Origin of the sequence: Vibrio sp. 1151_11, from assembly GCF_029478525.1 — a bacterium.
Lineage (GTDB): Bacteria > Pseudomonadota > Gammaproteobacteria > Enterobacterales > Vibrionaceae > Vibrio > Vibrio anguillarum.
The window spans coordinates 1-25993 of sequence record NZ_SHMN01000021.1 but is presented as its reverse complement, the minus strand read 5'-3'; the positions used below and the strand labels follow the sequence as shown (position 1 = coordinate 25993).

General features: G+C 45.4%; 24 protein-coding genes. 21 read left to right on the top strand and 3 right to left on the bottom strand.

Annotated elements, in window-relative coordinates; genetic code table 11:
* The 17 genes from yidC to glmU all read left to right on the top strand — a co-directional run bounded on the left by yidC (position 1) and on the right by glmU (position 16980).
* The gene (gene yidC / locus EXZ60_RS14535) at positions 1–1623 is read left to right on the top strand and encodes a membrane protein insertase YidC (RefSeq protein ID WP_017046370.1); all 1623 of its coding nucleotides are present in this window, start codon (positions 1–3) and stop codon (positions 1621–1623) included.
* A 112-nt stretch (positions 1624–1735) separates the two neighbouring features.
* Complete coding sequence (gene mnmE, locus EXZ60_RS14530) at positions 1736–3097, top strand: tRNA uridine-5-carboxymethylaminomethyl(34) synthesis GTPase MnmE (RefSeq protein ID WP_029189865.1); 1362 nt, start codon at positions 1736–1738, stop codon at positions 3095–3097.
* A 43-nt stretch (positions 3098–3140) separates the two neighbouring features.
* On the top strand, positions 3141–3575 hold the full coding sequence (gene mioC, locus EXZ60_RS14525; protein WP_017044116.1) for an FMN-binding protein MioC: 435 nt from the start codon (positions 3141–3143) through the stop codon (positions 3573–3575).
* Between the two features lie 481 nt (positions 3576–4056).
* On the top strand, positions 4057–5955 hold the full coding sequence (mnmG, locus tag EXZ60_RS14520; RefSeq protein ID WP_115339409.1) for a tRNA uridine-5-carboxymethylaminomethyl(34) synthesis enzyme MnmG: 1899 nt from the start codon (positions 4057–4059) through the stop codon (positions 5953–5955).
* Positions 5952–6584: a 16S rRNA (guanine(527)-N(7))-methyltransferase RsmG gene (gene rsmG, locus EXZ60_RS14515; protein WP_010319958.1), complete on the top strand. Its 633-nt coding sequence runs from the start codon at positions 5952–5954 to the stop codon at positions 6582–6584. Before mnmG ends, rsmG begins: the two co-directional genes overlap by 4 nt.
* 14 nt (positions 6585–6598) lie before the next feature.
* The gene (locus EXZ60_RS14510) at positions 6599–7372 is read left to right on the top strand and encodes a ParA family protein (RefSeq protein WP_013855586.1); all 774 of its coding nucleotides are present in this window, start codon (positions 6599–6601) and stop codon (positions 7370–7372) included.
* A 24-nt stretch (positions 7373–7396) separates the two neighbouring features.
* A complete protein-coding gene (locus EXZ60_RS14505; protein ID WP_017044113.1) occupies positions 7397–8278 on the top strand; it encodes a ParB/RepB/Spo0J family partition protein in 882 nt (293 codons plus the stop codon).
* A gap of 188 nt (positions 8279–8466) precedes the next feature.
* Positions 8467–8856: a F0F1 ATP synthase subunit I gene (locus tag EXZ60_RS14500; RefSeq protein WP_013855588.1), complete on the top strand. Its 390-nt coding sequence runs from the start codon at positions 8467–8469 to the stop codon at positions 8854–8856.
* An 8-nt stretch (positions 8857–8864) separates the two neighbouring features.
* A complete protein-coding gene (gene atpB, locus EXZ60_RS14495) occupies positions 8865–9695 on the top strand; it encodes a F0F1 ATP synthase subunit A (protein ID WP_013855589.1) in 831 nt (276 codons plus the stop codon).
* 57 nt (positions 9696–9752) lie between these two features.
* Positions 9753–10007: a F0F1 ATP synthase subunit C gene (gene atpE, locus EXZ60_RS14490; RefSeq protein WP_002540812.1), complete on the top strand. Its 255-nt coding sequence runs from the start codon at positions 9753–9755 to the stop codon at positions 10005–10007.
* 76 nt (positions 10008–10083) lie between these two features.
* Positions 10084–10554, top strand: a complete 471-nt coding sequence (atpF, locus tag EXZ60_RS14485; protein ID WP_013855591.1) for a F0F1 ATP synthase subunit B — start codon at positions 10084–10086, stop codon at positions 10552–10554.
* 15 nt (positions 10555–10569) lie between these two features.
* The gene (atpH, locus tag EXZ60_RS14480; protein ID WP_013855592.1) at positions 10570–11103 is read left to right on the top strand and encodes a F0F1 ATP synthase subunit delta; all 534 of its coding nucleotides are present in this window, start codon (positions 10570–10572) and stop codon (positions 11101–11103) included.
* Positions 11104–11116: 13 nt separating this feature from the next.
* The gene (atpA, locus tag EXZ60_RS14475) at positions 11117–12658 is read left to right on the top strand and encodes a F0F1 ATP synthase subunit alpha (protein ID WP_026027662.1); all 1542 of its coding nucleotides are present in this window, start codon (positions 11117–11119) and stop codon (positions 12656–12658) included.
* A 63-nt stretch (positions 12659–12721) separates the two neighbouring features.
* Positions 12722–13588, top strand: a complete 867-nt coding sequence (atpG, locus tag EXZ60_RS14470) for a F0F1 ATP synthase subunit gamma (protein ID WP_013855594.1) — start codon at positions 12722–12724, stop codon at positions 13586–13588.
* Between the two features lie 34 nt (positions 13589–13622).
* Positions 13623–15026: a F0F1 ATP synthase subunit beta gene (gene atpD / locus EXZ60_RS14465; RefSeq protein ID WP_010319968.1), complete on the top strand. Its 1404-nt coding sequence runs from the start codon at positions 13623–13625 to the stop codon at positions 15024–15026.
* Positions 15027–15044: 18 nt separating this feature from the next.
* A complete protein-coding gene (locus EXZ60_RS14460) occupies positions 15045–15467 on the top strand; it encodes a F0F1 ATP synthase subunit epsilon (protein ID WP_013855597.1) in 423 nt (140 codons plus the stop codon).
* A 151-nt stretch (positions 15468–15618) separates the two neighbouring features.
* Positions 15619–16980, top strand: coding sequence for a bifunctional UDP-N-acetylglucosamine diphosphorylase/glucosamine-1-phosphate N-acetyltransferase GlmU (gene glmU, locus EXZ60_RS14455; RefSeq protein ID WP_026029111.1), 1362 nt, complete (start codon positions 15619–15621; stop codon positions 16978–16980).
* 62 nt (positions 16981–17042) lie between these two features.
* Here glmU and punC read toward each other — a convergent pair whose 3' ends face one another.
* Complete coding sequence (gene punC, locus EXZ60_RS14450; RefSeq protein ID WP_026027660.1) at positions 17043–18248, bottom strand: purine nucleoside transporter PunC; 1206 nt, start codon at positions 18246–18248, stop codon at positions 17043–17045.
* A gap of 148 nt (positions 18249–18396) precedes the next feature.
* Between punC and punR the strand changes: the two genes are divergently transcribed.
* Entirely contained in the window at positions 18397–19302 is a 906-nt protein-coding gene (gene punR, locus EXZ60_RS14445) for a DNA-binding transcriptional activator PunR (RefSeq protein WP_277435892.1), read from the top strand.
* A 66-nt stretch (positions 19303–19368) separates the two neighbouring features.
* Here the strand turns inward: punR and fadA are convergent, their stop codons facing one another.
* Both fadA and fadB read right to left on the bottom strand, forming a co-directional pair.
* Positions 19369–20544, bottom strand: coding sequence for an acetyl-CoA C-acyltransferase FadA (gene fadA, locus EXZ60_RS14440; protein ID WP_017046375.1), 1176 nt, complete (start codon positions 20542–20544; stop codon positions 19369–19371).
* 14 nt (positions 20545–20558) lie between these two features.
* On the bottom strand, positions 20559–22730 hold the full coding sequence (fadB, locus tag EXZ60_RS14435) for a fatty acid oxidation complex subunit alpha FadB (protein ID WP_115339405.1): 2172 nt from the start codon (positions 22728–22730) through the stop codon (positions 20559–20561).
* A gap of 218 nt (positions 22731–22948) precedes the next feature.
* Between fadB and EXZ60_RS14430 the strand changes: the two genes are divergently transcribed.
* From EXZ60_RS14430 to hemG, 3 genes are read left to right on the top strand one after another with little or no spacing between them, the layout of a single operon-like run.
* Positions 22949–23572, top strand: a complete 624-nt coding sequence (locus EXZ60_RS14430) for a YigZ family protein (RefSeq protein WP_017044107.1) — start codon at positions 22949–22951, stop codon at positions 23570–23572.
* Positions 23573–23602: 30 nt separating this feature from the next.
* On the top strand, positions 23603–25060 hold the full coding sequence (locus EXZ60_RS14425; RefSeq protein WP_115339403.1) for a TrkH family potassium uptake protein: 1458 nt from the start codon (positions 23603–23605) through the stop codon (positions 25058–25060).
* A gap of 9 nt (positions 25061–25069) precedes the next feature.
* Positions 25070–25597 (top strand): menaquinone-dependent protoporphyrinogen IX dehydrogenase, encoded by a 528-nt coding sequence (hemG, locus tag EXZ60_RS14420; protein WP_013855605.1) that lies wholly within the window; start codon positions 25070–25072, stop codon positions 25595–25597.
* The last annotated feature ends 396 nt before the right edge of the window (positions 25598–25993 follow it).

Sequence of the window (25993 nt, the reverse complement as noted above, 5' to 3'; positions counted from 1 at the left end):
ATGGATTCTCAACGTAATATCCTGTTAATCGCCTTGGCACTCGTTTCTTTTTTACTTTTCCAGCAATGGCAAGTAGCAAAGAACCCAGCACCTCAAGCGGTTGAGCAGGCACAAAATAGCAGCACTTTAACTGCACCATCTATGGCTGATGAGTTAGACCCAGCACCAGCAGTAACCAATGCGTCTGCAAAAACCATCACCGTCAAGACTGATGTACTGACTCTGTCAATTGACACGGTAGGTGGTGATGTAGTGAAGGCCGAGCTGAATAAGTACGATGCTGAACTCAATTCAGAAGACCCATTTGTGCTACTTAAAGACATTCCTGGTCACCAGTTTATCGCGCAAAGTGGTTTAGTGGGACCGCAAGGGATCGATTTAAGCAGCAACAATCGTCCAAACTATACTGTTAGCGCCGACACCTTTGCTCTAGCAGATGGTCAAGACGAACTGCGCATTCCCATGACTTATCAAGCCAATGGCCTTGAATACACCAAAACCTTCATCCTTAAACGTGGCAGCTACGCCTTGGATGTTGAATTTGATGTAGTCAACCAATCTGGTAATAACGCGACACTGGGTATGTATGCACACCTACGCCAAAATTTATTGGACGCTGGTGGCAGCTTGGCTATGCCAACTTACCGTGGCGGTGCTTACTCAACACAAGATACACGTTATAAGAAATACAGTTTCGATGATATGCAAGATCGTAACTTGTCACTGCCTTTAGTTAACGGTGAAGGTTGGGCGGCGATGATCCAACACTACTTTGCCAGCGCGTGGATCCCACGTGATGCAGCAGGGTCAAACTTATACACTCGCGTGATTGGCAACTTAGGTGATATTGGTGTTCGCATGCCAAATAAAACCATCGCCAACGGTGAAAAAGCAACATTCTTAGCCACACTTTGGGTCGGTCCAAAACTGCAAGATGAGATGGCTGCTGTTGCGCCAAATCTTGATCTAGTTGTCGACTACGGCTGGTTATGGTTTATTGCAAAACCACTGCACATGTTGCTTTCATTCATTCAAAGCTTCGTTAGCAACTGGGGTGTAGCAATCATCTGCTTAACCTTCATTGTTCGTGGTGCTATGTACCCACTGACCAAAGCACAATACACCTCTATGGCAAAAATGCGCATGCTGCAACCTAAGCTGCAAGCAATGCGTGAGCGCATCGGCGATGACCGCCAACGCATGAGCCAAGAAATGATGGAGCTGTATAAGAAAGAGAAAGTAAACCCACTCGGTGGTTGTTTACCTATCTTCCTGCAAATGCCTATCTTCATTGCGCTTTACTGGTCATTAATGGAATCGGTTGAACTGCGTCATTCACCTTTCTTTGGTTGGATTCATGACCTTTCAGCACAAGACCCATACTACATCTTGCCACTGCTGATGGGTGTGAGTATGTTTATGATCCAGAAAATGAGCCCGACGACAGTCACTGACCCGATGCAACAGAAGATCATGACCTTTATGCCGGTTATGTTTACATTCTTCTTCTTGTTCTTCCCATCAGGTTTAGTGATTTACTGGTTGGTATCGAACATCGTTACCTTGATCCAGCAAACCTTGATTTACAAAGCGCTGGAGAAAAAAGGCTTACACTCTAAGTAGCCACTTCAGCAAGAAGTCACACTGACAAGTGAAACAAAGGCGACCAAAAGGTCGCCTTTTTGTTTTTGGCTGATTACAATTGCGCTCATACACCCCTATGTTAGGTACCCTTATGTCTACAGACACCATTGTTGCTCAAGCAACCGCTCCAGGCCGAGGTGGCGTGGGGATTATTCGCGTCTCAGGCCCGAAAGCCGCTCAAGTCGCGCTTGAAGTAACCGGGAAAACGCTAAAACCCCGTTATGCGGAATACTTGCCTTTTAAGCATCAAGATGGCACCGAACTTGACCAAGGCATCGCGATCTATTTTCCTAACCCTCACTCCTTTACCGGCGAAGATGTGCTCGAACTACAAGGACACGGCGGCCCGGTCGTCATGGATATGCTGATCAAACGCATTTTGGCTATCAGTGGCTTGCGCGCAGCGCGCCCGGGTGAATTTTCTGAGCGTGCGTTTTTAAACGACAAAATGGATTTAACCCAAGCGGAAGCGATTGCCGATTTGATTGATGCCAGCTCTGAAGAAGCGGCCAAATCCGCCCTGCATTCATTGCAAGGTCAATTTTCCAAACGCATTCACACCTTGGTCGATTCCCTAATCCACCTGCGAATTTACGTTGAAGCAGCGATTGATTTTCCTGAAGAGGAGATCGATTTTCTTGCCGATGGTAAAGTTGCCGCAGATCTGCAAAATATCATCGACAACTTAGACGCCGTGCGCAAAGAGGCCAATCAAGGGGCCATTTTACGCGAAGGGATGAAAGTGGTGATAGCAGGGCGTCCTAACGCGGGCAAATCGAGTCTATTGAATGCGCTTTCAGGCAAAGATTCAGCCATCGTTACAGACATCGCAGGAACCACACGTGACGTGCTGCGAGAGCACATCCACATCGATGGCATGCCACTGCATATCATCGATACCGCAGGCCTACGTGATGCCAATGACGAAGTCGAAAGAATAGGTATTGAGCGTGCTTGGGATGAAATAGCAAAAGCAGATCGTGTGCTCTTTATGGTTGATGGCACCACCACCGATGCCACCGATCCGAAAGAAATCTGGCCAGATTTTGTCGATCGATTGCCTGAAAACATCGGCATGACGGTGATCCGCAACAAAGTCGATCAAACCAAAGAATCGCTCGGTATCTGTCATGTTAATTCTCCAACCTTAATCCGCCTGTCGGCAAAAACTGGAGAGGGAGTTGATGCTCTGCGTACTCATCTCAAAGAGTGCATGGGCTTTGCTGGGGGCAATGAAGGCGGCTTTATGGCCAGACGACGCCATTTGGACGCGCTAGAGCGCGCCGCACAGCACCTCATGATTGGTCAGCAGCAGCTCGAAGGCTACATGGCCGGTGAAATCTTAGCGGAAGAACTGCGTTTATCGCAGCAACATCTAAACGAGATAACGGGCGAATTTAGCTCCGATGACTTGTTAGGGCGCATCTTTTCGTCGTTCTGTATCGGCAAATGATCGCAGTGAGAAGCTTGATCACTCTTAATTATAGGAATATCTCATGATCCATATCATCACTGGCAGCACCTTAGGAGGCGCTGAATATGTCGCCGATCATCTCAACGATCTACTGCAAGAGCAAGGTTATACTACGACTATCCACAACCAACCCAACTTAAGTGATATACCCTCACAAGGGACTTGGCTCATTGTCACCTCCACGCATGGAGCGGGTGACTACCCAGACAATATCCAACCTTTTATCGCTTCTTTGCAATCAACACCACCGAATACGAGCGAGTTAAAATATGCCGTGGTAGCACTTGGCGATTCAAGCTATGACACGTTTTGCGCAGCAGGTAAGCATGCATATCAACTGCTTGAGGATATAGGTGCAACGCCAATTAGCGACTGTTTCACCATAGATATATTAGAATATTCCGTTCCTGAAGATGCCGCTGAAGTATGGCTCAAACAGCACATCGAACAATTCTAGCGAATGGCATAAAGTCACCAAGCGGCCTGTGAGCCGCTTTTTTTGTACCCTTAAGCTCTGTGTATAACTGTCTCAATACTCGCCATAGAAAAGTTAAGCCCATTTTAAATATTTTAATGTGTATAACTATGCTGTTATTCGGTGATTAACCTATAGTTATCCAATTAATAACTTATGCATTTTACGACCCTGTGCATAACTAGCCTTTTTGATCCCAGCTAATACACGATTAGATCATGTCAGGATCACAGCTTGTGATCCTCTTAAAAACCATGATCTTGTTGATCATTTATCGGTTATCCACAGATATGCTCGATCCTAATAATAGATCTAATAAAAGATCTCTATATAGATCTTATATATTATTAACTTACCAAGCTCAGATTAAAAAAGCAGAAAAGCGATTTTCTAGCCAGTGGAAAGCAGGTAGAATACGCCTCTTTTGTCAGTCCATGCTTCATTGAATACCTGAGGTCGGTTCATGCTTTATCACGAAAAATTTGACGTCATTGTGGTCGGTGGTGGCCATGCTGGAACGGAAGCCGCTCTCGCTGCAGCTCGTACTGGTCAAAGTACGCTATTGCTTACCCATAACATTGAGACTCTAGGACAGATGTCGTGCAATCCTGCGATCGGCGGAATTGGTAAAGGACATCTGGTTAAAGAAGTCGATGCCATGGGCGGTCTAATGGCACAAGCGATTGATCATGCAGGTATTCAATTTAGAACACTCAATGCCTCAAAAGGGCCAGCGGTTCGAGCGACTCGAGCCCAAGCAGATCGTGCGCTTTACAAATCGTATGTGCGTGATGTGCTTGAAAACACGCCAAACTTAACTTTGTTCCAACAAGCGGTCGATGATCTTATCGTTGAAAATGATCGTGTAATGGGCGTTGTGACTCAAATGGGCCTCAAATTCCACGCCAAAGCGGTGGTATTGACGGTAGGCACCTTCCTTGGTGGAAAGATCCACATTGGTCTTGAAAACTTCTCAGGAGGCCGCGCAGGAGATCCTCCATCGATCGCATTAGCGCAACGTTTACGTGAACTGCCGTTTCGAGTCGATCGTTTAAAAACGGGTACGCCACCAAGGATCGATGCGCGCAGCGTGGACTTCTCAGTGTTAGAAACACAACACGGTGATAACCCAACGCCTGTTTTTTCCTTCATGGGACAACGTGAACAGCATCCACGTCAAATACCATGCTACATCACGCATACCAACGATAAAACGCATGATGTGATCCGTGCCAATCTTGATCGTAGTCCGATGTACGCAGGTGTCATCGAAGGTATCGGCCCACGCTACTGCCCATCGATCGAAGACAAAGTCATGCGTTTTGCCGACAAAAATAGCCATCAAATTTTTATCGAGCCTGAAGGTTTGACCACGACAGAACTCTACCCTAACGGTATTTCCACCAGCTTACCGTTTGATGTACAAGTGCAGATCGTTCGCTCAATGAAAGGGTTTGAAAACGCACATATTGTTCGTCCGGGTTACGCCATCGAGTACGATTTTTTCAATCCACAAGATTTAAAACAAACCTATGAAACCAAATTCATCAGTGGTTTGTTCTTTGCTGGTCAAATCAACGGCACCACCGGATACGAAGAAGCGGCAGCGCAAGGGTTAATGGCTGGTTTGAATGCAAGCTTATTTAGCCAAGAAAAAGAAGGCTGGAGTCCACGCCGTGATCAAGCTTACATGGGCGTGTTGATCGATGATCTTTCCACTATGGGTACCAAAGAACCTTATCGCATGTTTACCTCTCGCGCTGAATATCGCTTACTGCTACGCGAAGATAACGCCGATTTGCGTTTAACCGAAAAAGCCAGAGAGTTAGGTTTAGTCGATGATGCGCGCTGGGCGCGTTTTAATCAAAAAATGGAAAACATGGAAATCGAGCGTCAACGTTTGAAACAAACGTGGATGAACCCGAACTCCGTTGGTGTTGATGCACTGAATGCGTTGCTCAAAACACCCATGTCTCGTGAAGCGAGTGGTGAAGATTTATTGCGTCGACCTGAAATCACCTATCAACAGCTCACGTCGCTTGAGTCATTTGCACCAGCATTGAACGATAGTGAAGCGGCTGAGCAAGTTGAAATTCAAATCAAATACGATGGTTATATTCAGCGTCAGCAAGATGAGATCGACAAATCATTGCGCCATGAACACACTAAATTGCCGCTGGATCTTGACTATAAACAGGTCAAAGGCTTGTCCAACGAAGTGATCCTTAAGCTTAACAATGCCAAGCCTGAAACGGTTGGTATTGCCTCTCGTATTTCCGGTGTTACACCAGCTGCTATTTCTATCTTATTGGTTTATTTGAAAAAGCAAGGTGTACTAAAGAAAGGGGAAGACGCCGCATGAGCGAGTTAAGAACGCGTCTCGATGATTTAATTGGTCAAACCGATCTCGAGGTCAATGAGCAGCAACGTAGCCAATTAGTCGGTTACGTGGAACTGCTGAATAAATGGAACAAAGCCTACAATCTCACCTCAGTGCGCGATCCTATGGATATGTTGGTGAAACATATTTTAGATAGTATAGTGGTAAGTCCTCACTTACAGGGTGAGCGTTTTATCGACGTTGGTACTGGGCCTGGTTTACCTGGAATACCTCTCGCTATCATGAATCCTGATAAAACCTTTTACTTACTCGATAGTTTAGGTAAGCGCATTCGTTTTATTAAACAAGTTCTGCATGAGCTTGGTATTAAAAATGTGACCACGATTCAAAGTCGAGTCGAAGAGTTTCAGCCTGAAGTAAAATTTGATGGCGTACTGAGCCGTGCGTTTGCTTCAATGCTCGATATGGTGGAATGGTGTCACCATTTACCAAAAGAAACATCGGGCCGATTTTTAGCCCTGAAAGGACAACGACCAGATGAGGAAATAGCCACACTACCTGAGTGGTGTTCTGTGACTGATGTCAAAGCTTTGAAAGTTCCTGAGTTGGAAGGTGACCGTCATCTTGTAATCTTATCTCGCAAGGGATAACAGCGAGGCATACCGTGGGCAAAATCGTAGCAATCGCCAACCAGAAAGGTGGCGTAGGAAAAACAACAACGTGCATTAACTTAGCGGCCTCTATGGCGGCGACTAAGCGTAAAGTTTTAGTGATCGATCTCGACCCACAAGGCAATGCAACGATGGCCAGTGGTGTTGATAAGTATCAAGTAGATGCAACCGCGTACGAATTGTTGGTCGAAGACACTCCTTTTGATGAAGTCGTATGTCGCAAAACAACGGGACACTACGATTTGATTGCGGCGAACGGAGACGTGACAGCCGCTGAAATCAAATTAATGGAAGTCTTTGCTCGCGAAGTGCGTTTGAAAAATGCCCTCGCGCCAGTTCGTGATAACTATGATTTCATCTTTATTGATTGTCCTCCTTCTTTAAATCTTCTTACAATCAACGCCATGGCCGCAGCGGATTCTGTGTTAGTGCCAATGCAATGTGAGTATTTTGCATTAGAAGGTTTAACGGCGTTAATGGATACCATCAGCAAGTTAGCCGCGGTAGTCAACGAAAACCTGAAAATCGAAGGGTTACTTCGAACGATGTACGATCCGCGTAATCGCCTAGCCAATGAAGTATCCGATCAACTGAAAAAGCACTTTGGAAACAAAGTCTATCGCACCGTTATTCCTCGTAATGTCCGTCTTGCTGAAGCGCCAAGTTATGGCAAGCCAGCAATGTACTACGACAAGTATTCAGCTGGGGCAAAAGCGTATCTCGCCTTAGCTGGCGAAATGCTTCGTCGAGAAGAAATACCCGCATAATCTCAACTAAAGGAATTCGTCTACATGACTAAACGTGGTTTAGGAAAAGGATTGGATGCATTGCTCGCAACCAGTTCTCTTGCTCGTGAAAAGGAGCAAGCCGCCTCACATAGCCAAGCACTCTCTTCTGATGGCGAATTAATGGATATCGCGGTATCAAATTTGAAACCTGGCATGTATCAACCACGTAAAGATATGTCGGCAGAAGCGTTGGAAGAGCTATCTGCGTCTATCCAATCGCAAGGTATTATCCAGCCGATCGTGGTAAGACGTTTAGAACTTGGCGGCTATGAAATTATTGCAGGTGAACGCCGTTGGCGCGCTGCAAAACAAGCAGGTTTAAAGCAAGTGCCCTGTTTGATCAAAAATGTCCAAGATCGCGCTGCGATTGCGATGGCACTGATAGAAAATATTCAACGCGAAGATTTGAATGCGATTGAAGAAGCACAAGCTTTAGAGCGGTTGCAAGACGAATTTAAGCTCACTCACCAACAGGTGGCTGATGTGATTGGTAAATCACGCACTACCGTGAGTAACTTATTACGCTTAAATCAATTGGCGGATGGCGTGAAGCGTTTAGTGGAAACCAAGCAGCTTGAAATGGGCCATGCACGAGCATTATTGATGCTCGAAGGCGATCAACAAATTGAAATTGCACAACGTGTGGCCGCAAAACAGCTGACCGTGAGACAAACTGAGCAATTAGTGAAAAAGTGTCTAACACAGCCTTCTGAGGACGGATCGGCATCGGAAGACTTAGATGCACAACAAATGTCACAAAGATTGAGTGAAATGTTAGGGGCTAAAGTGTCGATCATTCGTTCAAAAGGTGGCAAAGCCAAAATGACGATTAGTCTTGATGAGCCTCACAAATTAGAGCAACTAATTGCCAAGCTAGAAAGCTAAATGAGATAATTGATTTAAGTCAATTATGCAAAAAACGTTTTTTTATTTGAAAGTTGTCGGTTTGTAAACAAAATTGTAACTTTTTGCTGTCTTTCAATTGCAATCAGTTCGACTCACCGTATAATTTTCGCCAATTTCCCAGCCCTATGTTGTAGATGAGCTGAGGATATTACTAGAGGTACGAATACATGGTAGCTGCGTTGGCTAGACCAGGACGAGAGCTTGCTAAGCGATTGTTAATGATCCAGTCTGGCGCGGTTATTTTTGTGGCGGCAGGGATGGCGGTAGCTGTAAATGCTGAATGGGGCTTTTCTGCGCTGATTGGGGGTGGCATCTTTGTCATTGCCAATGCGGTTTTTGCGCTGTGTGCTTTTATGTTTAGTGGAGCTCGTGCTGCGAAGCAAGTCGCGGCCTCTTTCTACACTGGCGAAGTACTCAAGATCCTCATCACAGTTGCACTGTTCTGTGTTGCCTACATGTATATGCAGGTGGAACTCGTTCCCCTCAAACTAACCTATTTGCTGGCTCTAGGTATTAATATCTGTGCGCCAGTGCTATTCATTAACAACAAAAAATAGGATGAGTTATGGCTGCGCCAGGTGAAGCGCTAACATCGTCCGGATACATTGAACACCACTTGACGAACCTCTCTCTTGCGAAGATTTCTGAGCATTACGATTTGGGGCTGTCAATTAGTGAGACGAGTTTCTGGAACGTACATATCGATAGCCTGTTTTTTTCCTTGTTTACTGGCTTAATATTCCTATGGATATTTCGCTCTGTAGCAAAGAAAGCAACAGCGGGTGTACCCGGTAAGCTGCAGTGTTTTGTTGAAATATTGGTAGAATTTGTCGATCAAAACGTCAAAGACACCTTTCATGGACGCAATCCACTTATAGCACCGCTGGCACTGACTATCTTTTGTTGGGTATTGTTAATGAACATCATGGACTTAGTGCCCATCGATTTCTTACCGTATCCAGCACAACATTGGCTTGGTATCCCTTATCTAAAAGTGGTTCCGTCAGCTGATGTGAATATCACCATGGCTATGGCTCTAGGCGTATTTGCTCTGATGATTTACTACAGCATCAAAGTGAAAGGCCTAGGTGGTTTTGCGAAAGAATTAGCTCTACATCCATTCAATCACTGGACCATGATTCCGTTTAACCTACTTATTGAAGTGGTATCGTTACTTGCGAAACCTCTCTCACTCGGTATGCGTCTATTCGGTAACATGTTCGCAGGTGAGGTGGTATTTATTCTTATCGCAGCGATGCTACCATGGTGGCTACAATGGATGGGTTCACTACCGTGGGCGATTTTCCATATTCTGGTAATTCTGATTCAATCTTTCGTGTTCATGATGCTGACTATTGTTTATCTATCAATGGCACACGAAGATAGTGATCATTAATTTTTTAAAGCTTTTTATTTGGGCACATAAGCCAACAACTATAAATTGGAGATAGTAATGGAAACTTTACTGAGCTTTTCTGCAATCGCCGTAGGTATTATCGTCGGTCTTGCTTCTCTTGGTACAGCGATTGGTTTCGCACTTCTAGGCGGTAAATTCCTTGAAGGTGCTGCTCGTCAACCAGAAATGGCTCCTATGCTACAAGTTAAGATGTTTATCATCGCGGGTCTACTTGATGCGGTTCCTATGATCGGTATCGTAATTGCGCTTCTATTCACTTTCGCGAACCCATTTGTTGGTCAACTAGGTTAATCAACCGATCACACAAATTGATGATTTGTCGTTGATTAATACTTTTCGTTGGTGAACAAATAGAGGGGTAGCTGTTGTGAATATGAACGCAACTCTGCTAGGTCAAGCAATCGCGTTTGCACTGTTTGTGTGGTTCTGCATGAAATATGTATGGCCGCCAATCATGAATGCGATCGAAGAGCGTCAGAAGAAAATTGCTGACGGTCTTTCAGCCGCTGAGCGTGCTGCTAAAAACTTGGATCTAGCACAAGCCAACGCTTCTGAACAAATGAAAGAAGCGAAGCGCACTGCAACTGAGGTCATCGAACAGGCAAATAAACGTAAAGCTCAAATTTTAGACGAAGCACGTGAGGAAGCTCAGGCAGAACGCCAGAAAATCCTTGCTCAAGCGGAAGCTGAACTTGAATCTGAACGTAACCGTGCCCGCGATGAGCTGCGTAAACAAGTTGCAACTCTGGCTGTAGCTGGTGCTGAGAAAATCCTTGAGCGTTCTATCGATAAAGATGCGCACAAAGATATTCTCGACAACATTACTGCAAGACTTTAAGGATGGGGGCGCTTTATGTCTGATTTGACTACAATTGCACGCCCCTATGCTAAAGCAGCATTCGATTTTGCGGTAGAGAAAAAGCAACTTGACCAATGGGGTCAGATGTTAGCTTTTGCTGCCGAGGTCGCAAAGAACGAGCAAATGAAAGAGCTACTAACGGGCTCTGTTTCGGCTGAGAAATTAGCGGAAATTTTCATCGCAATTTGTGGCGAACAGTTTGATGTTTATGGCCAGAACCTGTTAAAGGTGATGGCTGAGAATGGCCGATTAAAGGCTCTTCCTGATGTTAGTGAACAGTTCTTTGCTCTGAAACAAGAGCATGAGAAGCAGATGGATGTTGAAGTGATTTCAGCAACTGAGCTTTCTGATGAACAGCTTGTCAATATCAGCACCAAACTTGAGCAGCGTCTTGAACGCAAAGTTCAGCTGAATTGCAGTATAGATGAGACCCTACTTGGTGGGGTTATAATTCGAGCCGGAGACCTTGTCATCGATAACTCAGCCCGCGGTCGTTTAAACCGCCTGAGCGATGCATTACAGTCTTGATGGGGATTGGAGCATGCAACTTAATTCCACGGAAATTAGCGATCTAATTAAACAACGTATCGAATCTTTCGACGTTGTTAGTGAAGCTCGCAATGAAGGTACTATCGTATCGGTAAGCGATGGTATCATTCGCATTCACGGCCTAGCGGACGTGATGCAAGGTGAAATGATTGAATTACCGAGTGGCCGTTATGCACTTGCACTTAACCTTGAGCGTGACTCGGTTGGTGCGGTTGTCATGGGCCCATATGCTGACCTTAAGGAAGGCATGAAAGTAACAGGTTCTGGTCGTATTCTTGAAGTGCCAGTTGGTCCTGAATTGTTAGGTCGCGTAGTGAATACACTCGGTCAGCCTATCGATGGTAAAGGTCCTATCGAAGCGAAATTGTCTTCACCTGTTGAAATGATTGCACCTGGTGTAATCGACCGTAAATCAGTCGATCAACCAGTACAAACCGGCTATAAGTCAGTTGACTCTATGATCCCAATCGGTCGTGGCCAACGTGAACTTATCATCGGTGACCGTCAAACTGGTAAAACAGCAATGGCGATCGACGCAATTATTAACCAAAAAGATTCAGGTATTTACTCTATCTATGTTGCGATTGGCCAAAAAGCCTCAACTATCGCTAACGTAGTACGCAAATTAGAAGAGCACGGCGCGCTTGCAAACACAGTTGTGGTTGTTGCATCGGCTTCTGAATCCGCGGCATTGCAATACCTTGCGCCATATGCAGGTTGTGCAATGGGTGAATACTTCCGCGATCGCGGTGAAGATGCACTGATTGTTTATGATGACTTATCTAAACAAGCGGTTGCTTACCGTCAGATCTCACTACTACTCAAACGCCCACCAGGCCGTGAAGCATTCCCAGGTGACGTTTTCTATCTCCACTCTCGTCTACTTGAGCGTGCTGCTCGTGTTAGCGAAGAGTATGTAGAACGTTTCACTAAGGGTGAAGTGAAAGGTAAAACCGGTTCTTTAACCGCTCTACCTATCATTGAAACACAAGCGGGTGACGTTTCAGCATTCGTACCGACTAACGTAATCTCGATTACCGATGGTCAGATCTTCCTACAAACTGAACTATTCAACGCGGGTGTTCGCCCAGCCGTTGACCCTGGTATTTCAGTATCTCGTGTAGGTGGTGCCGCTCAGACGAAAATCATCAAGAAACTGTCAGGTGGTATCCGTACCGCGCTTGCACAGTACCGTGAACTTGCTGCATTTGCTCAGTTCTCGTCAGATCTTGATGAAGCGACGAAGAGACAGCTAAACCATGGTCAGAAAGTAACAGAGCTGATGAAGCAGAAACAATATGCTCCGATGTCTGTGTTTGACCAAGCGTTGGTTATCTTTGCGGCAGAGCGTGGTTATTTAAATGATGTTGCGTTGAATAAACTGGCTGATTTTGAATCTGCTCTACTGTCGTATGCTCGTGGTCAATATGTTGATCTTGTAAAAGATATCGACAAATCGGGTGCTTATAACGATGAAATCGAAGCTCAGTTCAAGAAACTGGTTGATGATTTCAAGGCAACCCAGACCTGGTAATTGGTGGGTGACCTTAGGGTCACCACTGACCAATAACGGATTACCTTAAAAGAGAGTAAAACGATGGCCGGCGCAAAAGAGATACGTAATAAAATCGGTAGTGTTAAAAGCACGCAGAAAATTACGAAAGCGATGGAAATGGTAGCAGCTTCAAAAATGCGTCGTTCGCAAGACGGCATGGAAGCTTCTCGTCCATACGCTGAAACAATGCGTAAAGTGATCGGTCATGTGGCGAGTGCTAATCTAGAATATCGTCATCCTTATCTAGAAGAGCGCGAAGCCAAACGTGTTGGTTACATCATTATTTCAACAGACCGTGGTTTGTGTGGTGGTTTGAACGTGAACTTGTTCAAAAAAGCTCTACATGACATGAAAGATTGGTCGGAGAAAGGTGCTGAGGTTGAGCTGGCAATTGTGGGCTCAAAGGCAACGGCTTTCTTTAGAAACAGTGGCGCTAAAGTCGCTGCTCAAGTCTCTGGTTTGGGCGATAGCCCAACCTTGGAAGATTTGATCGGTTCCGTTGGTGTTATGCTGAAGAAATATGATGCAGGTGAGTTGGATCGCCTATACGTAGTGTTCAACAAATTTGTGAATACTATGGTTCAAGAACCAACGATCGATCAATTACTACCTTTGCCTAGATCGAATAGCGAAGAGATGAAACGCGAACATTCTTGGGACTACATCTATGAGCCTGAACCAAAGCCTCTACTCGATGCACTATTGCTGCGTTATGTAGAGTCTCAGGTTTATCAGGGTGTGGTTGAGAATCTTGCTTGTGAGCAAGCTGCTCGAATGATTGCGATGAAAGCAGCTACCGATAACGCAAGCAACTTGATTGATGATTTACAGCTTGTGTATAACAAAGCCCGTCAGGCGGCGATTACACAAGAACTATCGGAAATCGTTTCTGGTGCAGCAGCGGTTTAAGCTTAGGTAAAACAAACAGTTTAGAGGATTAACGATGGCTACAGGTAAGATCGTACAGATCATCGGTGCGGTAGTCGACGTAGAGTTCCCACAGGGCGAAGTACCAAGTGTTTACGATGCTCTGAATGTTGTGGATTCAAAAGAACGTCTCGTTCTTGAAGTTCAACAGCAGCTTGGCGGTGGCGTGATTCGCGCAATCGTAATGGGTAGCTCTGATGGTTTACGTCGTGGTTTGGTAGTTGAAAATACTGGCGCTCCAATTTCAGTACCAGTCGGTATTAAGACTTTAGGTCGTATCATGAACGTGCTTGGTGATGCGATTGATGAGCGTGGTGAAATCGGTGCGGAAGAGCTTTACTCTATCCACCGTCCAGCTCCAAGCTATGAAGAGCAATCAAACGAAACTGCTCTTCTTGAAACCGGTGTAAAAGTAATCGATTTGGTTTGTCCATTCTCTAAGGGTGGTAAAATCGGTCTATTTGGTGGTGCAGGTGTAGGTAAGACCGTTAACATGATGGAACTTATCAACAACATCGCACTGCAACACTCAGGTCTTTCAGTATTTGCGGGTGTTGGTGAACGTACTCGTGAAGGTAACGATTTCTACTATGAGATGCAGGAAGCAGGTGTTGTAAACATCGAAGAGCCTGAAAAATCAAAAGTAGCGATGGTTTACGGACAGATGAACGAGCCACCAGGCAACCGTCTACGTGTTGCACTGACGGGTTTGACAATGGCAGAACGTTTCCGTGACGAAGGTCGTGACGTACTTCTGTTCATCGATAACATCTACCGTTACACGCTTGCCGGTACGGAAGTATCAGCACTGCTAGGTCGTATGCCTTCAGCGGTAGGTTACCAACCTACTCTTGCAGAAGAAATGGGTGTGCTTCAGGAGCGTATTACGTCAACTAAGCAAGGTTCTATCACGTCTGTACAGGCGGTATATGTACCAGCAGATGACTTGACGGACCCGTCTCCAGCCACAACGTTCGCGCACTTGGATGCAACGGTTGTACTTAACCGTAACATCGCAGCAATGGGCCTATACCCAGCGATCGACCCACTCGATTCAACGTCTCGTCAGCTAGACCCACTCGTCGTAGGTCAAGAGCACTACGACATCGCTCGTGGCGTTCAGCAGACGCTTCAGCGCTACAAAGAGCTGAAAGACATCATTGCGATCTTGGGTATGGACGAGTTGTCTGAATCGGATAAGCAAGTTGTATCACGTGCACGTAAGATTGAACGTTTTCTAACTCAGCCTTATCACGTAGCTGAAGTATTTACAGGTGACCCTGGTGTTTACGTACCTCTAAAAGAGACGCTACGTGGCTTCAAAGGTCTTCTATCTGGTGAATACGATGACATTCCAGAGCAAGCGTTTATGTACTGCGGTACTATCGACGATGCGATTGAGAATGCTAAGAAGCTATAAGGCTAACTAGGAGGCGATATGGCAGCAATAACCTTTCACCTAGACGTCGTCAGTGCAGAGAAGAAAATCTTCTCTGGCCAAGTCGAAACGTTTCAGGTGACCGGTAGCGAAGGTGAACTGGGAATTTTCCATGGTCACACACCGCTGCTGACCGCTATTAAGCCTGGTATGGTGCGTATCGTTAAGCTACACGGCCACGAAGAAATTATTTATGTTTCGGGTGGTATTGTCGAAGTGCAACCGGGTACTGCTACAGTACTGGCTGATACGGCAATTCGTGGTGAAGAACTAGACGCAGCTAAGGCAGAAGAAGCCAAACGCAAAGCTGAAGAGAATATTTCAAATCAGCATGGCGATATGAACTTCGCACAAGCGGCCAGTGAACTGGCTAAAGCCATGGCTCAGTTACGAGTTATCGAGCTGACCAAAAAACGTCGTTAATGTGTTTTATAATTAAGACGTGATGTAAAAAGGCGACCTATAGGTCGCCTTTTTGCTTATTTTTTAACAGAAAATTATTTAGTTAAATTAACTATCTCTTTAATTACCGCTAAAATGCGGCTTAACTTTTTTTAACGTCAATAGGTTGTCAATGAAATTTAGCGCAGTGATCCTCGCAGCAGGTAAAGGTACTCGAATGTATTCTAATATGCCTAAAGTGCTGCACACACTGGCGGGTAAGCCAATGGTGAAACACGTAATTGATACGTGCAATAGCTTAGGTGCCCAAAATATCCACTTGGTTTATGGTCATGGTGGTGAGCAAATGCAGCAAGCGCTTGCCGAAGAGTCGGTTAACTGGGTGCTGCAAGCGGATCAATTAGGAACTGGCCATGCCGTTGATCAAGCCTCGCCTCATTTCCAAGACGATGAGAAGATCCTCGTGTTGTACGGTGATGTTCCATTGATCTCGGAAGAAACCGTGGAAAGCTTGTTAGATGCACAGCCTAATGATGGGATAGCATTGCTGACTGTGGTACTGGATAACCCAACCGGTTATGGCCGTATCGTACGTAAGCATGGCCCAGTTGTGGCGATTGTTGAACAAAAAGATGCCACCGATGAGCAAAAGTTAATTAAAGAGATCAATACGGGCGTGATGGTGGCAACGGGGCGCGATCTCAAGCGCTGGTTGTCAGGCTTAAGTAATGAGAACGCACAAGGCGAATATTATCTGACAGATGTTATTGCTGCAGCGCACAATGAAGGCCGCGCAGTTGAGGCTGTTCATCCTGCCAGCTCTATTGAAGTGGAAGGGGTAAATGATCGCGCTCAACTGGCTCGTTTAGAGCGTGCTTATCAAGCAACACAAGCGAAAAAGCTATTAGAACAAGGTGTGATGCTACGTGATCCTACGCGTTTTGATCTGCGTGGTGAATTACAGTGTGGGATGGATGTTGAGATTGATGCAAACGTCATCATCGAAGGAAATGTCTCTTTGGGTGATAACGTGATTATCGGCATGGGTTGCGTGCTTAAAGATTGCGAAATTGATGACAACACAGTGATCCGCCCATACAGCGTCATTGAAGGGGCAACCGTTGCAGAAAACTGTACCGTTGGGCCTTTTACCCGTTTACGTCCTGGTGCTGAACTGCGTAATGATGCGCACGTGGGTAATTTCGTGGAAGTAAAAAATACTCGTTTGGGTGAAGGTTCAAAAGCCAATCACTTAACTTATCTTGGTGATGCCGAAATTGGCCAGCGTGTTAATGTCGGAGCTGGCGTTATCACTTGTAATTACGATGGTGTCAATAAATTCAAAACCACAATTGGTGATGATGTGTTTGTCGGTTCAGACAGCCAGTTGATTGCTCCTGTAACGATCGCCAATGGTGCAACGATTGGTGCTGGCACTACGCTAAGCAGTAACGTTGCTGAAGGTGAGTTAGTCATCACTCGCGCGAAAGAGCGCAAAATCAATGGTTGGAAGCGTCCTGTTAAGCGTAGCTAACAAATGAACGATTAAAAAGCCGCTTATAATGAGCGGCTTTTTATCAGTTCTTATTAAAAGACTTACTCTTCATCGCTGACTACGCGTGCATTATCTGGTGCGGTGAAGTGTTGAGAAAGTTCGCGGTTCGAGACGATATAACCAATCCATAGCCCGCCCATACAAATCATAATTGCAATACCCGTCACCATTTGTGCTTGGCTGGCCAACGTTGCGACCAATGCGCTGGCTAAACTACTAACGCAGATTTGTAAGCTATTTTGTAAACCCGCTGCAGTTGCTGGGCTTTGTTTGGCACTCGATAGTGCGCGGTTCACCACGATAGGGTAAAGCGCTCCGTTGGCAACTGCTATTAAGCAAAACGGTGCCAAAATTGGCCAAATTGAGGTCAGTTGCCACTGTGAGGCAATGAATACTAATAAAGTGGCAACGCTGAAGAGGCCAATCAACTGCTTGAGCACTTTTTCGTCACCAAATTTATTCACTCCCACCTTACCTAAGTAGCCACCAACCATGAAAGCGATCGTTTGAGGAATAAAACTCAAACCGATATCTTTAGCGGCATAACCAAGGCGTGCCATAATCTCTGGCATCCCAGTCAAGTAAGCAAAGAAGGCCGCAGAAGCGCAAGCAAACATCATCACATTACCCAAGTAGGTTTTAGTGCTGAGCAGAGCTTTGATATCTTGCTTAATTGAGGTTTGTTTGGGTTGTGATTGTTCATTTTTTTGAGCAAAAGTACAGGCTACAAGCGCAACGCCCATCAATGTCAATGTCACAAAAATACTGTGCCAACCAAAGTTATCGGCCAGTAAGACGCCTAATTGAGGTGCAAGCGCGGGTGAAAGCGCGACCAAAGGCATAATGGTGGCGAAAATTTGCTGGCTTGTTTTAGCTGGGTAGCGTTGAATTACCATTGCTTGCCAGATCACTGCGGGAGCACACACCCCTAAAGCTTGCACAAAGCGCAACGCTAATAATTGCCACACCTGCTCGCTAAAAGCTAAACCAAATGATGCCAATGTGAAGAGAACTAGGCCAGCCGCTAAAGTGTTACGGTGACCATATTTATCGGAAGCTAAGCCCCACACCAGTTGACCTAATGCCATACCGACCAGAAAAACGGTGAGAGACAAGGCTATTTGCTCTGGCCCTGTGGCAAAGTCCATTTCCATCGCTTTAAAGGCAGGGAGGTACATGTCTGTGGCAATGAAGCCAAGCATAGAGAGCGCGGCTAAGTACAGCAACTGTAATTTTGATGCTTTCATTTTTATTACCATTCAAAAAAATTAATCAATATTTGGCCAGCATTAATCTATGCCAACCTTAATTTATCTACTCATCTATTCTATTTTTCGTTTAATATTAAATGAAACGCTAAATTTGTTGGTTATTCATCAAAAAAATTGAAGGCTTATGTTTTCTAAATCCTCATTAGAAATGCTTGATACTGTCGCACGGTTGGGTAGTTTTACCGCCGCTGCGGAGGTTTTGCATAAAGTGCCGTCAGCGATCAGCTACGGCGTTCGCCAAGTCGAACAAGATTTGGATGTGCTGCTGTTTCGCCGTTTACCTAGAAAGGTGGAACTGACGCCCGCTGGTGAGCTGTTTATGGTGGAGGCTCGCCAATTGCTTAGGCAGATGGAAGAGATTCGTTCACAAACTAAACGCGCGGCGCATGGTTGGCAGAAAACGCTAAAATTGACGCTTGATAACGTGGTCAAACTCGACAAAATGAAACCGCTGGTGGAAGATTTTTATCGCACGTTTGAGTTTGCTGAGCTGCAAATCAACATGGAAGTATTTAATGGCTCATGGGAAGCTATTGCGCAAGGTCGAGCTGACATTGTGATTGGTGCAACCTCTGCGATTCCGGTCGGTGGTGATTTTGAAGTGCGTAACATGGGCGTGTTGGATTGGGCATTTGTGATGTCTCCTCATCACCCTTGTGCTCAAGAGCTCTATTTAAACGAAGATTTTGTCAGTCAGTTCCCGGCGATTTGTTTGGATGACACGTCAAGTGTATTACCCAAGCGACATACGGATCACTACCCGCAGCAACGGCGCTTACTTTTACCGAATTGGTATAGTGCGATTGAATGCTTAAAAAATGAAGTCGGTGTGGGCTACATGCCAAGACACATTGCACAACCTTTGATTGTTGATGGTGGGTTGGTTGAACGGGTTCTCACCGTTGATAAACTGCTTAGTCAATGCTGTTTAGTATGGCGCAAAGATGATAATCATAAATTGATCGAGTGGATGGTAAATTATCTGGGCAGTAGCGATCAACTTTATCGTGATTGGCTTCAAGCTAAATAACCTAATAAGAAGAGCCAGCAGTGCTGGCTCTTAAAAGACTCTTCAGTGAGAAGAAAAACAGAATGGTTATGGGCGCTCAAAAATAGTCGCAATGCCCTGGCCTAAACCAATGCACATCGTTGCTAGACCATATTTGGCGTCTTTCGCTTCCATCAAGTTAATCAATGTGGTTGAGATGCGCGTGCCAGAACACCCGAGAGGATGACCCAGCGCGATCGCCCCTCCGTTTAGGTTAACCTTCTCATCCACTACATCGAGCAAACCGAGATCTTTCGCGCAAGGTAGAGATTGAGCTGCAAACGCTTCGTTTAACTCAATCACATCCATATCTTGCATGGTGAGGCCTGCACGCTGTAGCGCTTTATGAGTAGCCGGAACTGGCCCGTAACCCATAATTGAAGGATCGCAACCAGCGACGGCCATTGATTTCACACGCGCGCGAATCTTTAAGCCAAGCGCATTGGCTTTCTCTTCGCTCATGATCAACATTGCCGATGCGCCATCGGACAGAGCCGATGAGGTGCCAGCTGTTACAGTACCATTGGCTGGGTCAAAAACAGGACGTAACTGTGCTAGCCCTTCAACAGTGGTTTCCGGGCGGATCACTTCATCAAAATCCAGCGTGAACAGAGTACCATCTTCAGCATGAGCCTCGGTGGGAAGGATTTCATTTTTGAAGCGACCTTCAACGGTTGCTGCGTAAGCGCGTTGATGCGAACGAGCGGCAAAGGCATCTTGTTGCTCACGGCTAATGCCGTGCATTTTACCTAACATCTCAGCCGTTAACCCCATCATCCCCGCAGCTTTGGCAACGGTTTTTGACATGCCGGGATGGAAATCAACGCCATGGTTCATTGGTACGTGTCCCATATGCTCAACGCCGCCCACAAGGCAGATTTCAGCATCACCAACCATAATGGCGCGGGTGGCATCATGCAGTGCTTGCATTGATGAACCACATAAACGGTTAACGGTGACGGCACCAATTTCAATCGGCAAGCCAGCTAACAGTGCCGCATTACGCGCGACGTTAAAGCCTTGTTCTAAGGTTTGTTGCACGCAACCCCAGTAGATATCTTCGATCTCTTTTGGGTTGACTTGTGGATTACGGGCTAAAATGCCTTTCATCAGATGTGCAGATAAATCTTCCGCACGAGTATGACGAAATGCCCCACCTTTTGAACGACCCATCGGGGTGCGTAGGCAATCAACAATTACGACATTTCTCTTATGTGAAGTCATTTGGACATCTCTCCTTAGATAGAACTTGCTTGTTGAGCACCGTAGAAGGTCTCGCCTTTTTCTGCCATATCAAGCAGCAGTTGAGGTACATGATACATCGCGCCCAATGCTTGGTATTGGCTTGCCATTGCAACGTAGTTTTGTAAGCCAAGACTATCGAGATAGCGGAATACGCCGCCTCTAAAAGGAGGGAACCCCAAGCCGTACACCAACGCCATATCAGCTTCTTGGGGTGAGGCGATGATCTTCTCTTCTAAACAGAGTGCCACTTCATTGATCATCGGAATCATCATGCGTTCAATGATGGTTTGATCATCAAAAGTACGTTTATCACCACATTCTACGTTAAGAACAGTGAGAACCTCTTCAGAGAAAGTTTTCTTCGGTTTTCCTTTCTTATCTAAAGTGTATTGATAGAAACCGCTGCCATTTTTCTGGCCATATTTATTGGCGTCAAACAGTGCATCAATAGCATCGCGGCCCTGTTTGCCCATTCTTTCTGGGAATCCTTGTGCCATGACTGCCTGGGCATGGTGAGCGGTATCAATACCGACCACATCTAGAAGATAAGCTGGGCCCATTGGCCAACCAAACTTACGTTCCATCACTTTATCGATTTGAGTGAAATCAGCGCCATCGCGCAGTAATAAACTAAAGCCACCAAAGTAAGGGAAAAGTACGCGGTTTACGAAGAACCCAGGGCAGTCATTGACCACGATGGGGGATTTACCCATTTTGGCCGCGTAAGCGACAACTCGATTGATGGTTTCATCGGAAGTGTGTTCACCACGAATAATTTCCACCAATGGCATACGATGTACTGGGTTAAAAAAGTGCATACCACAGAAGTTTTCTGGACGTTTGAGTGATTTGGCCAGTAGGTTGATTGGAATGGTTGAGGTGTTCGAGGTGATAACCGCATCCTCACCAACATTGGCTTCGACTTCACTTAGTACCGCGGCTTTGATTTTCGGGTTTTCAACCACAGCTTCAACAATTACATCCGCTTGCTCAATCCCCGCATAATGCAGGCTAGGCGTAATCGATGCCAGCACACTTGCCATTTTAAAACCATCAATTTTTCCGCGCTCTAGCTGCTTGTTGAGTAACTTAGATGCCTCTGTCATACCTAAATTAAGGGACGATTGAGCAATATCTTTCATCAAAACAGGCACGCCCTTTACTGCCGATTGATAAGCAATGCCGCCGCCCATGATACCCGCACCAAGTACAGCCGCTCGTCCGGTTTCTTTATTGGCTGATTTAGCCGCTTTTTTTGCCAGTGCTTTAATATATTGGTCGTTGAGGAATAAACCGACCAAGGATTTCGCCGCTTCAGAATGAGCGAGCTTAACGAAGTGTCTACGCTCAATGGCCAATGCTTCATCACGGCTACAGCGCGCGGCTTCTTCTATTGCAATAACAGCGGTTATTGGCGCTGGATAATGAGGTCCGGCATGCTGTGCAACCAAGCCTTTGGCCATGGTGAAGCTCATCATGGCTTCTAATTTGCTGAGTGTCAGCGCGGACATTTTTTGCTGGCGACGCATTTTCCAATCAACGGTTTCATTGATGGCCGATGTGATGGTTTTGAGTGCTGACTCAAGCAGTTTGTCGCTATCAACAATCGCATCGAGCAGTCCAATTTTAAGGGCTTCCTCAGCACGACATGCTTTGCCTTGAGTGATCACTTCCATAGCATTGTCGGCACCAATTACACGAGGCAGACGCACACAGCCACCGAACCCCGGCATAATACCAAGCTTTGTTTCCGGTAATCCTATGCTGGTGGTCGCGTCACCAATACGGAAATCGGTAGCGAGTACACACTCACATCCACCGCCTAGCGCGTGCCCTGTTAAAGCGGCTAGTGTCGGAACGGGTAGATCTTCTAGTTTGTTGAAAATGCTATTGGCAAATTGCAGCCATTGGTCGAGTTCTTGCGCAGGTTTAGCAAAGAGACCTAAAAACTCAGTGATATCAGCCCCGACAATAAAAGATTCTTTATCGGAAGTAAGAATAAGGCCTTTCAGTCCTTGGTGGGCTTTTAGGGCATCAAGTGCATGGTTGAGCGATTCAAGAGTGGCAAGGTCAAGTTTGTTCACTGACTCCTTGGAGCAGAAACGCAACTCCGCAATACCATCTTGTAATTCCTTTACCTGTAGGGTGTTGGCTTGGTAAATCATTGTCTATCTCCGTGACATACAACCTTAAGATCGTGTGTGAGAGTTTTTGTTGTATTAATGGTTCTGGTTTGACCAGTCGGTTTAGTTTGACCTGAGGATTGTTTAATTTCAATACATTTTTTAAACAACTGTTTAACATTGAGTGCGAATGGAGATCAGCGCTGCTTTTTTAAGTGCACGTGTTACACTCTTGCCATCCGCTCGATCTATGATTTCACATGAACGAACAACCTTATTTAATTCCAGCGTTGCCCACCCAATTTGAAGAGGAAATCAAAAAAAGCCTCTTTATTACCTATTTGGCCCATACTCCGAGTGTAGATGCTGCCAAAGCCTTCGTTGCGCAAATAAAGACAAAACATAGCGACGCCAGACATAACTGCTGGGGCTTTGTTGCCGGACGACCGGAAGATTCGATGTTGTGGGGTTTTAGTGATGATGGTGAGCCATCAGGGACGGCGGGCAAACCGATATTGGCGCAGCTAGCCGGATCGAGTGTCGGGGAGTTAACGGCCGTCGTCACTCGTTATTATGGTGGGATTCGTCTTGGCACTGGTGGGTTAGTTAAAGCTTATGGTGGCGGAGTACAACAAGCACTCAAGCAGCTTCAAACTATTGAGAAAAAAATCACCACAAAATTATCCCTAACGTTAGACTACAGTTTTGTGCCGATTGCTCAATCCATCATCGCGCAGTATGAAGCATTAGAAGTCGAAGCCGATTATAAAGAACAGGTTAAATTTCTTGTTGAGATAGAATTGCGCCATCTTGATGCCTTTACTCAAACTATCATTAATAAAAGCGGTGCAAAAGCTGTAGTGACCGCCATAAAAAATAATTAGGAAGTCAGAAGCTTCGCTTCAGAAAAAGCAATGCAAATTCGATCTATTATTCGTATCGTCGGGCTTTTGCTCGCGCTATTTAGTGTCTCTATGCTTGCCCCTGCGCTGGTGGCTTTGCTGTACCGCGATGGTGCAGGTGTACCTTTTGTCACGACCTTTTTTGTATTGTTGATGTGTGGCGGTTTTTTTTGGTTTCCAAACCGCCGCTATCGACATGAATTGAAAGCCAGAGACGGTTTTTTGATCGTTGTACTGTTTTGGACGGTTATCGGTAGTGCGGGTTCATTACCATTTTGGTTAGCGGATAACCCTAATGTATCGGTGACGGATGCGTTTTTTGAATCGTTTTCAGCATTAACCACCACCGGAGCAACCGTCATTGTTGGGTTAGATGAATTACCTAAAGCGATTTTGTTCTATCGGCAGTTTTTACAATGGTTTGGTGGGATGGGGATCATCGTTCTAGCGGTGGCCATTTTGCCAGTATTGGGAATTGGGGGAATGCAGTTATATCGAGCAGAAATTCCAGGCCCGGTCAAAGATACTAAAGTCACTCCAAGAATCGCCGAAACCGCTAAAGCACTTTGGTACATCTATTTAAGCTTAACGATTGCCTGCGCGACTGCTTTTTGGGCAGCAGGGATGACCCTATTTGATGCGATTTGTCATAGCTTCTCTACGATCGCTATTGGTGGGTTTTCGACTCATGATGCAAGCATGGGGTATTTTGACAGTTATGCGATCAATTTAATTACGGTTGTTTTTTTGCTCATTTCAGCCTGTAATTTTACGCTCCATTACGCGGCGTTTGCGACAGGTGGTGTTCATCCAAAATATTACCTTAAAGATCCAGAGTTTAGAGCTTTTGCTCTTATACAAGTCATTTTGTTTGCGGTTTGCTTTTCGATTTTACTCAAACACCATTCTTACGACTCTTTTTATGACGCTTTTGATCAGGCGCTATTTCAAACGGTATCCATTTCGACGACGGCAGGCTTTACCACAACAGGTTTTGCAGATTGGCCGTTATTCTTACCTGTATTATTGCTGTTTTCTTCATTTATAGGTGGGTGTGCTGGCTCTACGGGCGGTGGCATGAAAGTGATCCGTATCTTATTGCTTACCTTACAAGGTGCTCGTGAGATGAAACGCCTTATCCACCCAAGAGCCGTGTATACGATTAAGGTGGGCGGAAGTGCTCTTTCACAGCGAGTGGTTGACGCGGTTTGGGGGTTTTTCTCAGCGTACGCACTGGTCTTCGTGGTGTGTATGTTGGCATTGATCGCAACAGGAATGGATGAACTGAGTGCATTTTCTGCCGTCGCGGCAACATTGAATAACTTAGGGCCTGGATTGGGTCAAGTCTCCGTACACTTTGCGGATGTTAATGACAGTGCAAAATGGGTATTGGTTGTTTCGATGCTCTTTGGTCGCTTAGAAATTTTTACACTATTAATACTGCTTACCCCTACGTTTTGGCGCAGTTAAGGATATCCCGTGCAAAAAGCTCTTTTTCTCTATTCTTCCCGTGAAGGTCAAACCAAGAAAATTCTTAACTATATAAAAGAGGAACTTTCTGAGTTTGATTGCGAACTTGCCGATTTACATCAAATTGAGGATATTGATTTAGCTCTTTACGATCGAGTCTTAATTGGTGCTTCTATTCGCTACGGACATTTAAATAAAAAGCTTTATCAATTTATAGAAAAACATGCCGAGCAATTAGCACTCGCTAAAGCGGCGTTCTTTTGTGTCAACTTAACTGCAAGAAAAGAAGCGCAGGGCAAAGATACTCCAGAAGGAAGTGTCTATATTAAAACGTTTCTCAGTAAATCAGCATGGCAACCCAAGCTAATCGGAGTTTTCGCTGGTGCTCTTTACTATCCACGTTATCACTTTTTCGATAAGGTGATGATTCGTTTCATCATGTCATTGACTGGCGGTGAAACTGACACCTCAAAAGAAGTTGAGTACACAAACTGGCAAAAAGTATCTCTTTTTAGTGATAACTTTAAAAAATTGTAAATAAAAAGTCGATTTTTAGCGTCTTTTGGCTTTTTTCTGTTCGAACAAATAGAAAATTAAAAAAAACAGCAAAAAGGGGTTGCCAACGTGACGGCGATCTCTATAATGCCGCCTCACTGACACGGCACAGCCAGTAAGGGTTCAAGCCCAATTAGCCAGCCAATCAGTAGGTCAAATCGATAAGACGAAATAATTTAATAAAGTGTTTGACACTTTTCATTATCTCGCTAGAATGGCCGCCTCTTCAAAGGAAGCCTCGGCAGGCCAGAGAAGAACGCTCTTTAACAATATAAACCTATCAATCTGTGTGGGCACTCGTTGATGATAATCAAAAAAGATTTATCAATGAACTGAGTGACCAATCAGAATCAAGTTTACTTGATTTTGGCACAGTCA

What these genes read in the sequence shown, in the direction of transcription:
- rsmG (WP_010319958.1), top strand. Translation starts at nt 5,952, where the DNA reads ATGAGCGAGTTAAGAACGCGTCTCGATGATTTAATTGGTCAAACCGAT.
- EXZ60_RS14460 (WP_013855597.1), top strand. Translation starts at nt 15,045, where the DNA reads ATGGCAGCAATAACCTTTCACCTAGACGTCGTCAGTGCAGAGAAGAAA.
- atpD (WP_010319968.1), top strand. Translation starts at nt 13,623, where the DNA reads ATGGCTACAGGTAAGATCGTACAGATCATCGGTGCGGTAGTCGACGTA.
- atpE (WP_002540812.1), top strand. Translation starts at nt 9,753, where the DNA reads ATGGAAACTTTACTGAGCTTTTCTGCAATCGCCGTAGGTATTATCGTC.
- glmU (WP_026029111.1), top strand. Translation starts at nt 15,619, where the DNA reads ATGAAATTTAGCGCAGTGATCCTCGCAGCAGGTAAAGGTACTCGAATG.
- mnmE (WP_029189865.1), top strand. Translation starts at nt 1,736, where the DNA reads ATGTCTACAGACACCATTGTTGCTCAAGCAACCGCTCCAGGCCGAGGT.
- EXZ60_RS14425 (WP_115339403.1), top strand. Translation starts at nt 23,603, where the DNA reads ATGCAAATTCGATCTATTATTCGTATCGTCGGGCTTTTGCTCGCGCTA.
- yidC (WP_017046370.1), top strand. Translation starts at nt 1, where the DNA reads ATGGATTCTCAACGTAATATCCTGTTAATCGCCTTGGCACTCGTTTCT.
- EXZ60_RS14500 (WP_013855588.1), top strand. Translation starts at nt 8,467, where the DNA reads ATGGTAGCTGCGTTGGCTAGACCAGGACGAGAGCTTGCTAAGCGATTG.
- punR (WP_277435892.1), top strand. Translation starts at nt 18,397, where the DNA reads ATGTTTTCTAAATCCTCATTAGAAATGCTTGATACTGTCGCACGGTTG.
- fadB (WP_115339405.1), bottom strand. Translation starts at nt 22,730, where the DNA reads ATGATTTACCAAGCCAACACCCTACAGGTAAAGGAATTACAAGATGGT.
- fadA (WP_017046375.1), bottom strand. Translation starts at nt 20,544, where the DNA reads ATGACTTCACATAAGAGAAATGTCGTAATTGTTGATTGCCTACGCACC.
- atpB (WP_013855589.1), top strand. Translation starts at nt 8,865, where the DNA reads ATGGCTGCGCCAGGTGAAGCGCTAACATCGTCCGGATACATTGAACAC.
- EXZ60_RS14505 (WP_017044113.1), top strand. Translation starts at nt 7,397, where the DNA reads ATGACTAAACGTGGTTTAGGAAAAGGATTGGATGCATTGCTCGCAACC.
- punC (WP_026027660.1), bottom strand. Translation starts at nt 18,248, where the DNA reads ATGAAAGCATCAAAATTACAGTTGCTGTACTTAGCCGCGCTCTCTATG.
- atpH (WP_013855592.1), top strand. Translation starts at nt 10,570, where the DNA reads ATGTCTGATTTGACTACAATTGCACGCCCCTATGCTAAAGCAGCATTC.
- EXZ60_RS14430 (WP_017044107.1), top strand. Translation starts at nt 22,949, where the DNA reads ATGAACGAACAACCTTATTTAATTCCAGCGTTGCCCACCCAATTTGAA.
- mioC (WP_017044116.1), top strand. Translation starts at nt 3,141, where the DNA reads ATGATCCATATCATCACTGGCAGCACCTTAGGAGGCGCTGAATATGTC.
- mnmG (WP_115339409.1), top strand. Translation starts at nt 4,057, where the DNA reads ATGCTTTATCACGAAAAATTTGACGTCATTGTGGTCGGTGGTGGCCAT.
- atpG (WP_013855594.1), top strand. Translation starts at nt 12,722, where the DNA reads ATGGCCGGCGCAAAAGAGATACGTAATAAAATCGGTAGTGTTAAAAGC.
- atpA (WP_026027662.1), top strand. Translation starts at nt 11,117, where the DNA reads ATGCAACTTAATTCCACGGAAATTAGCGATCTAATTAAACAACGTATC.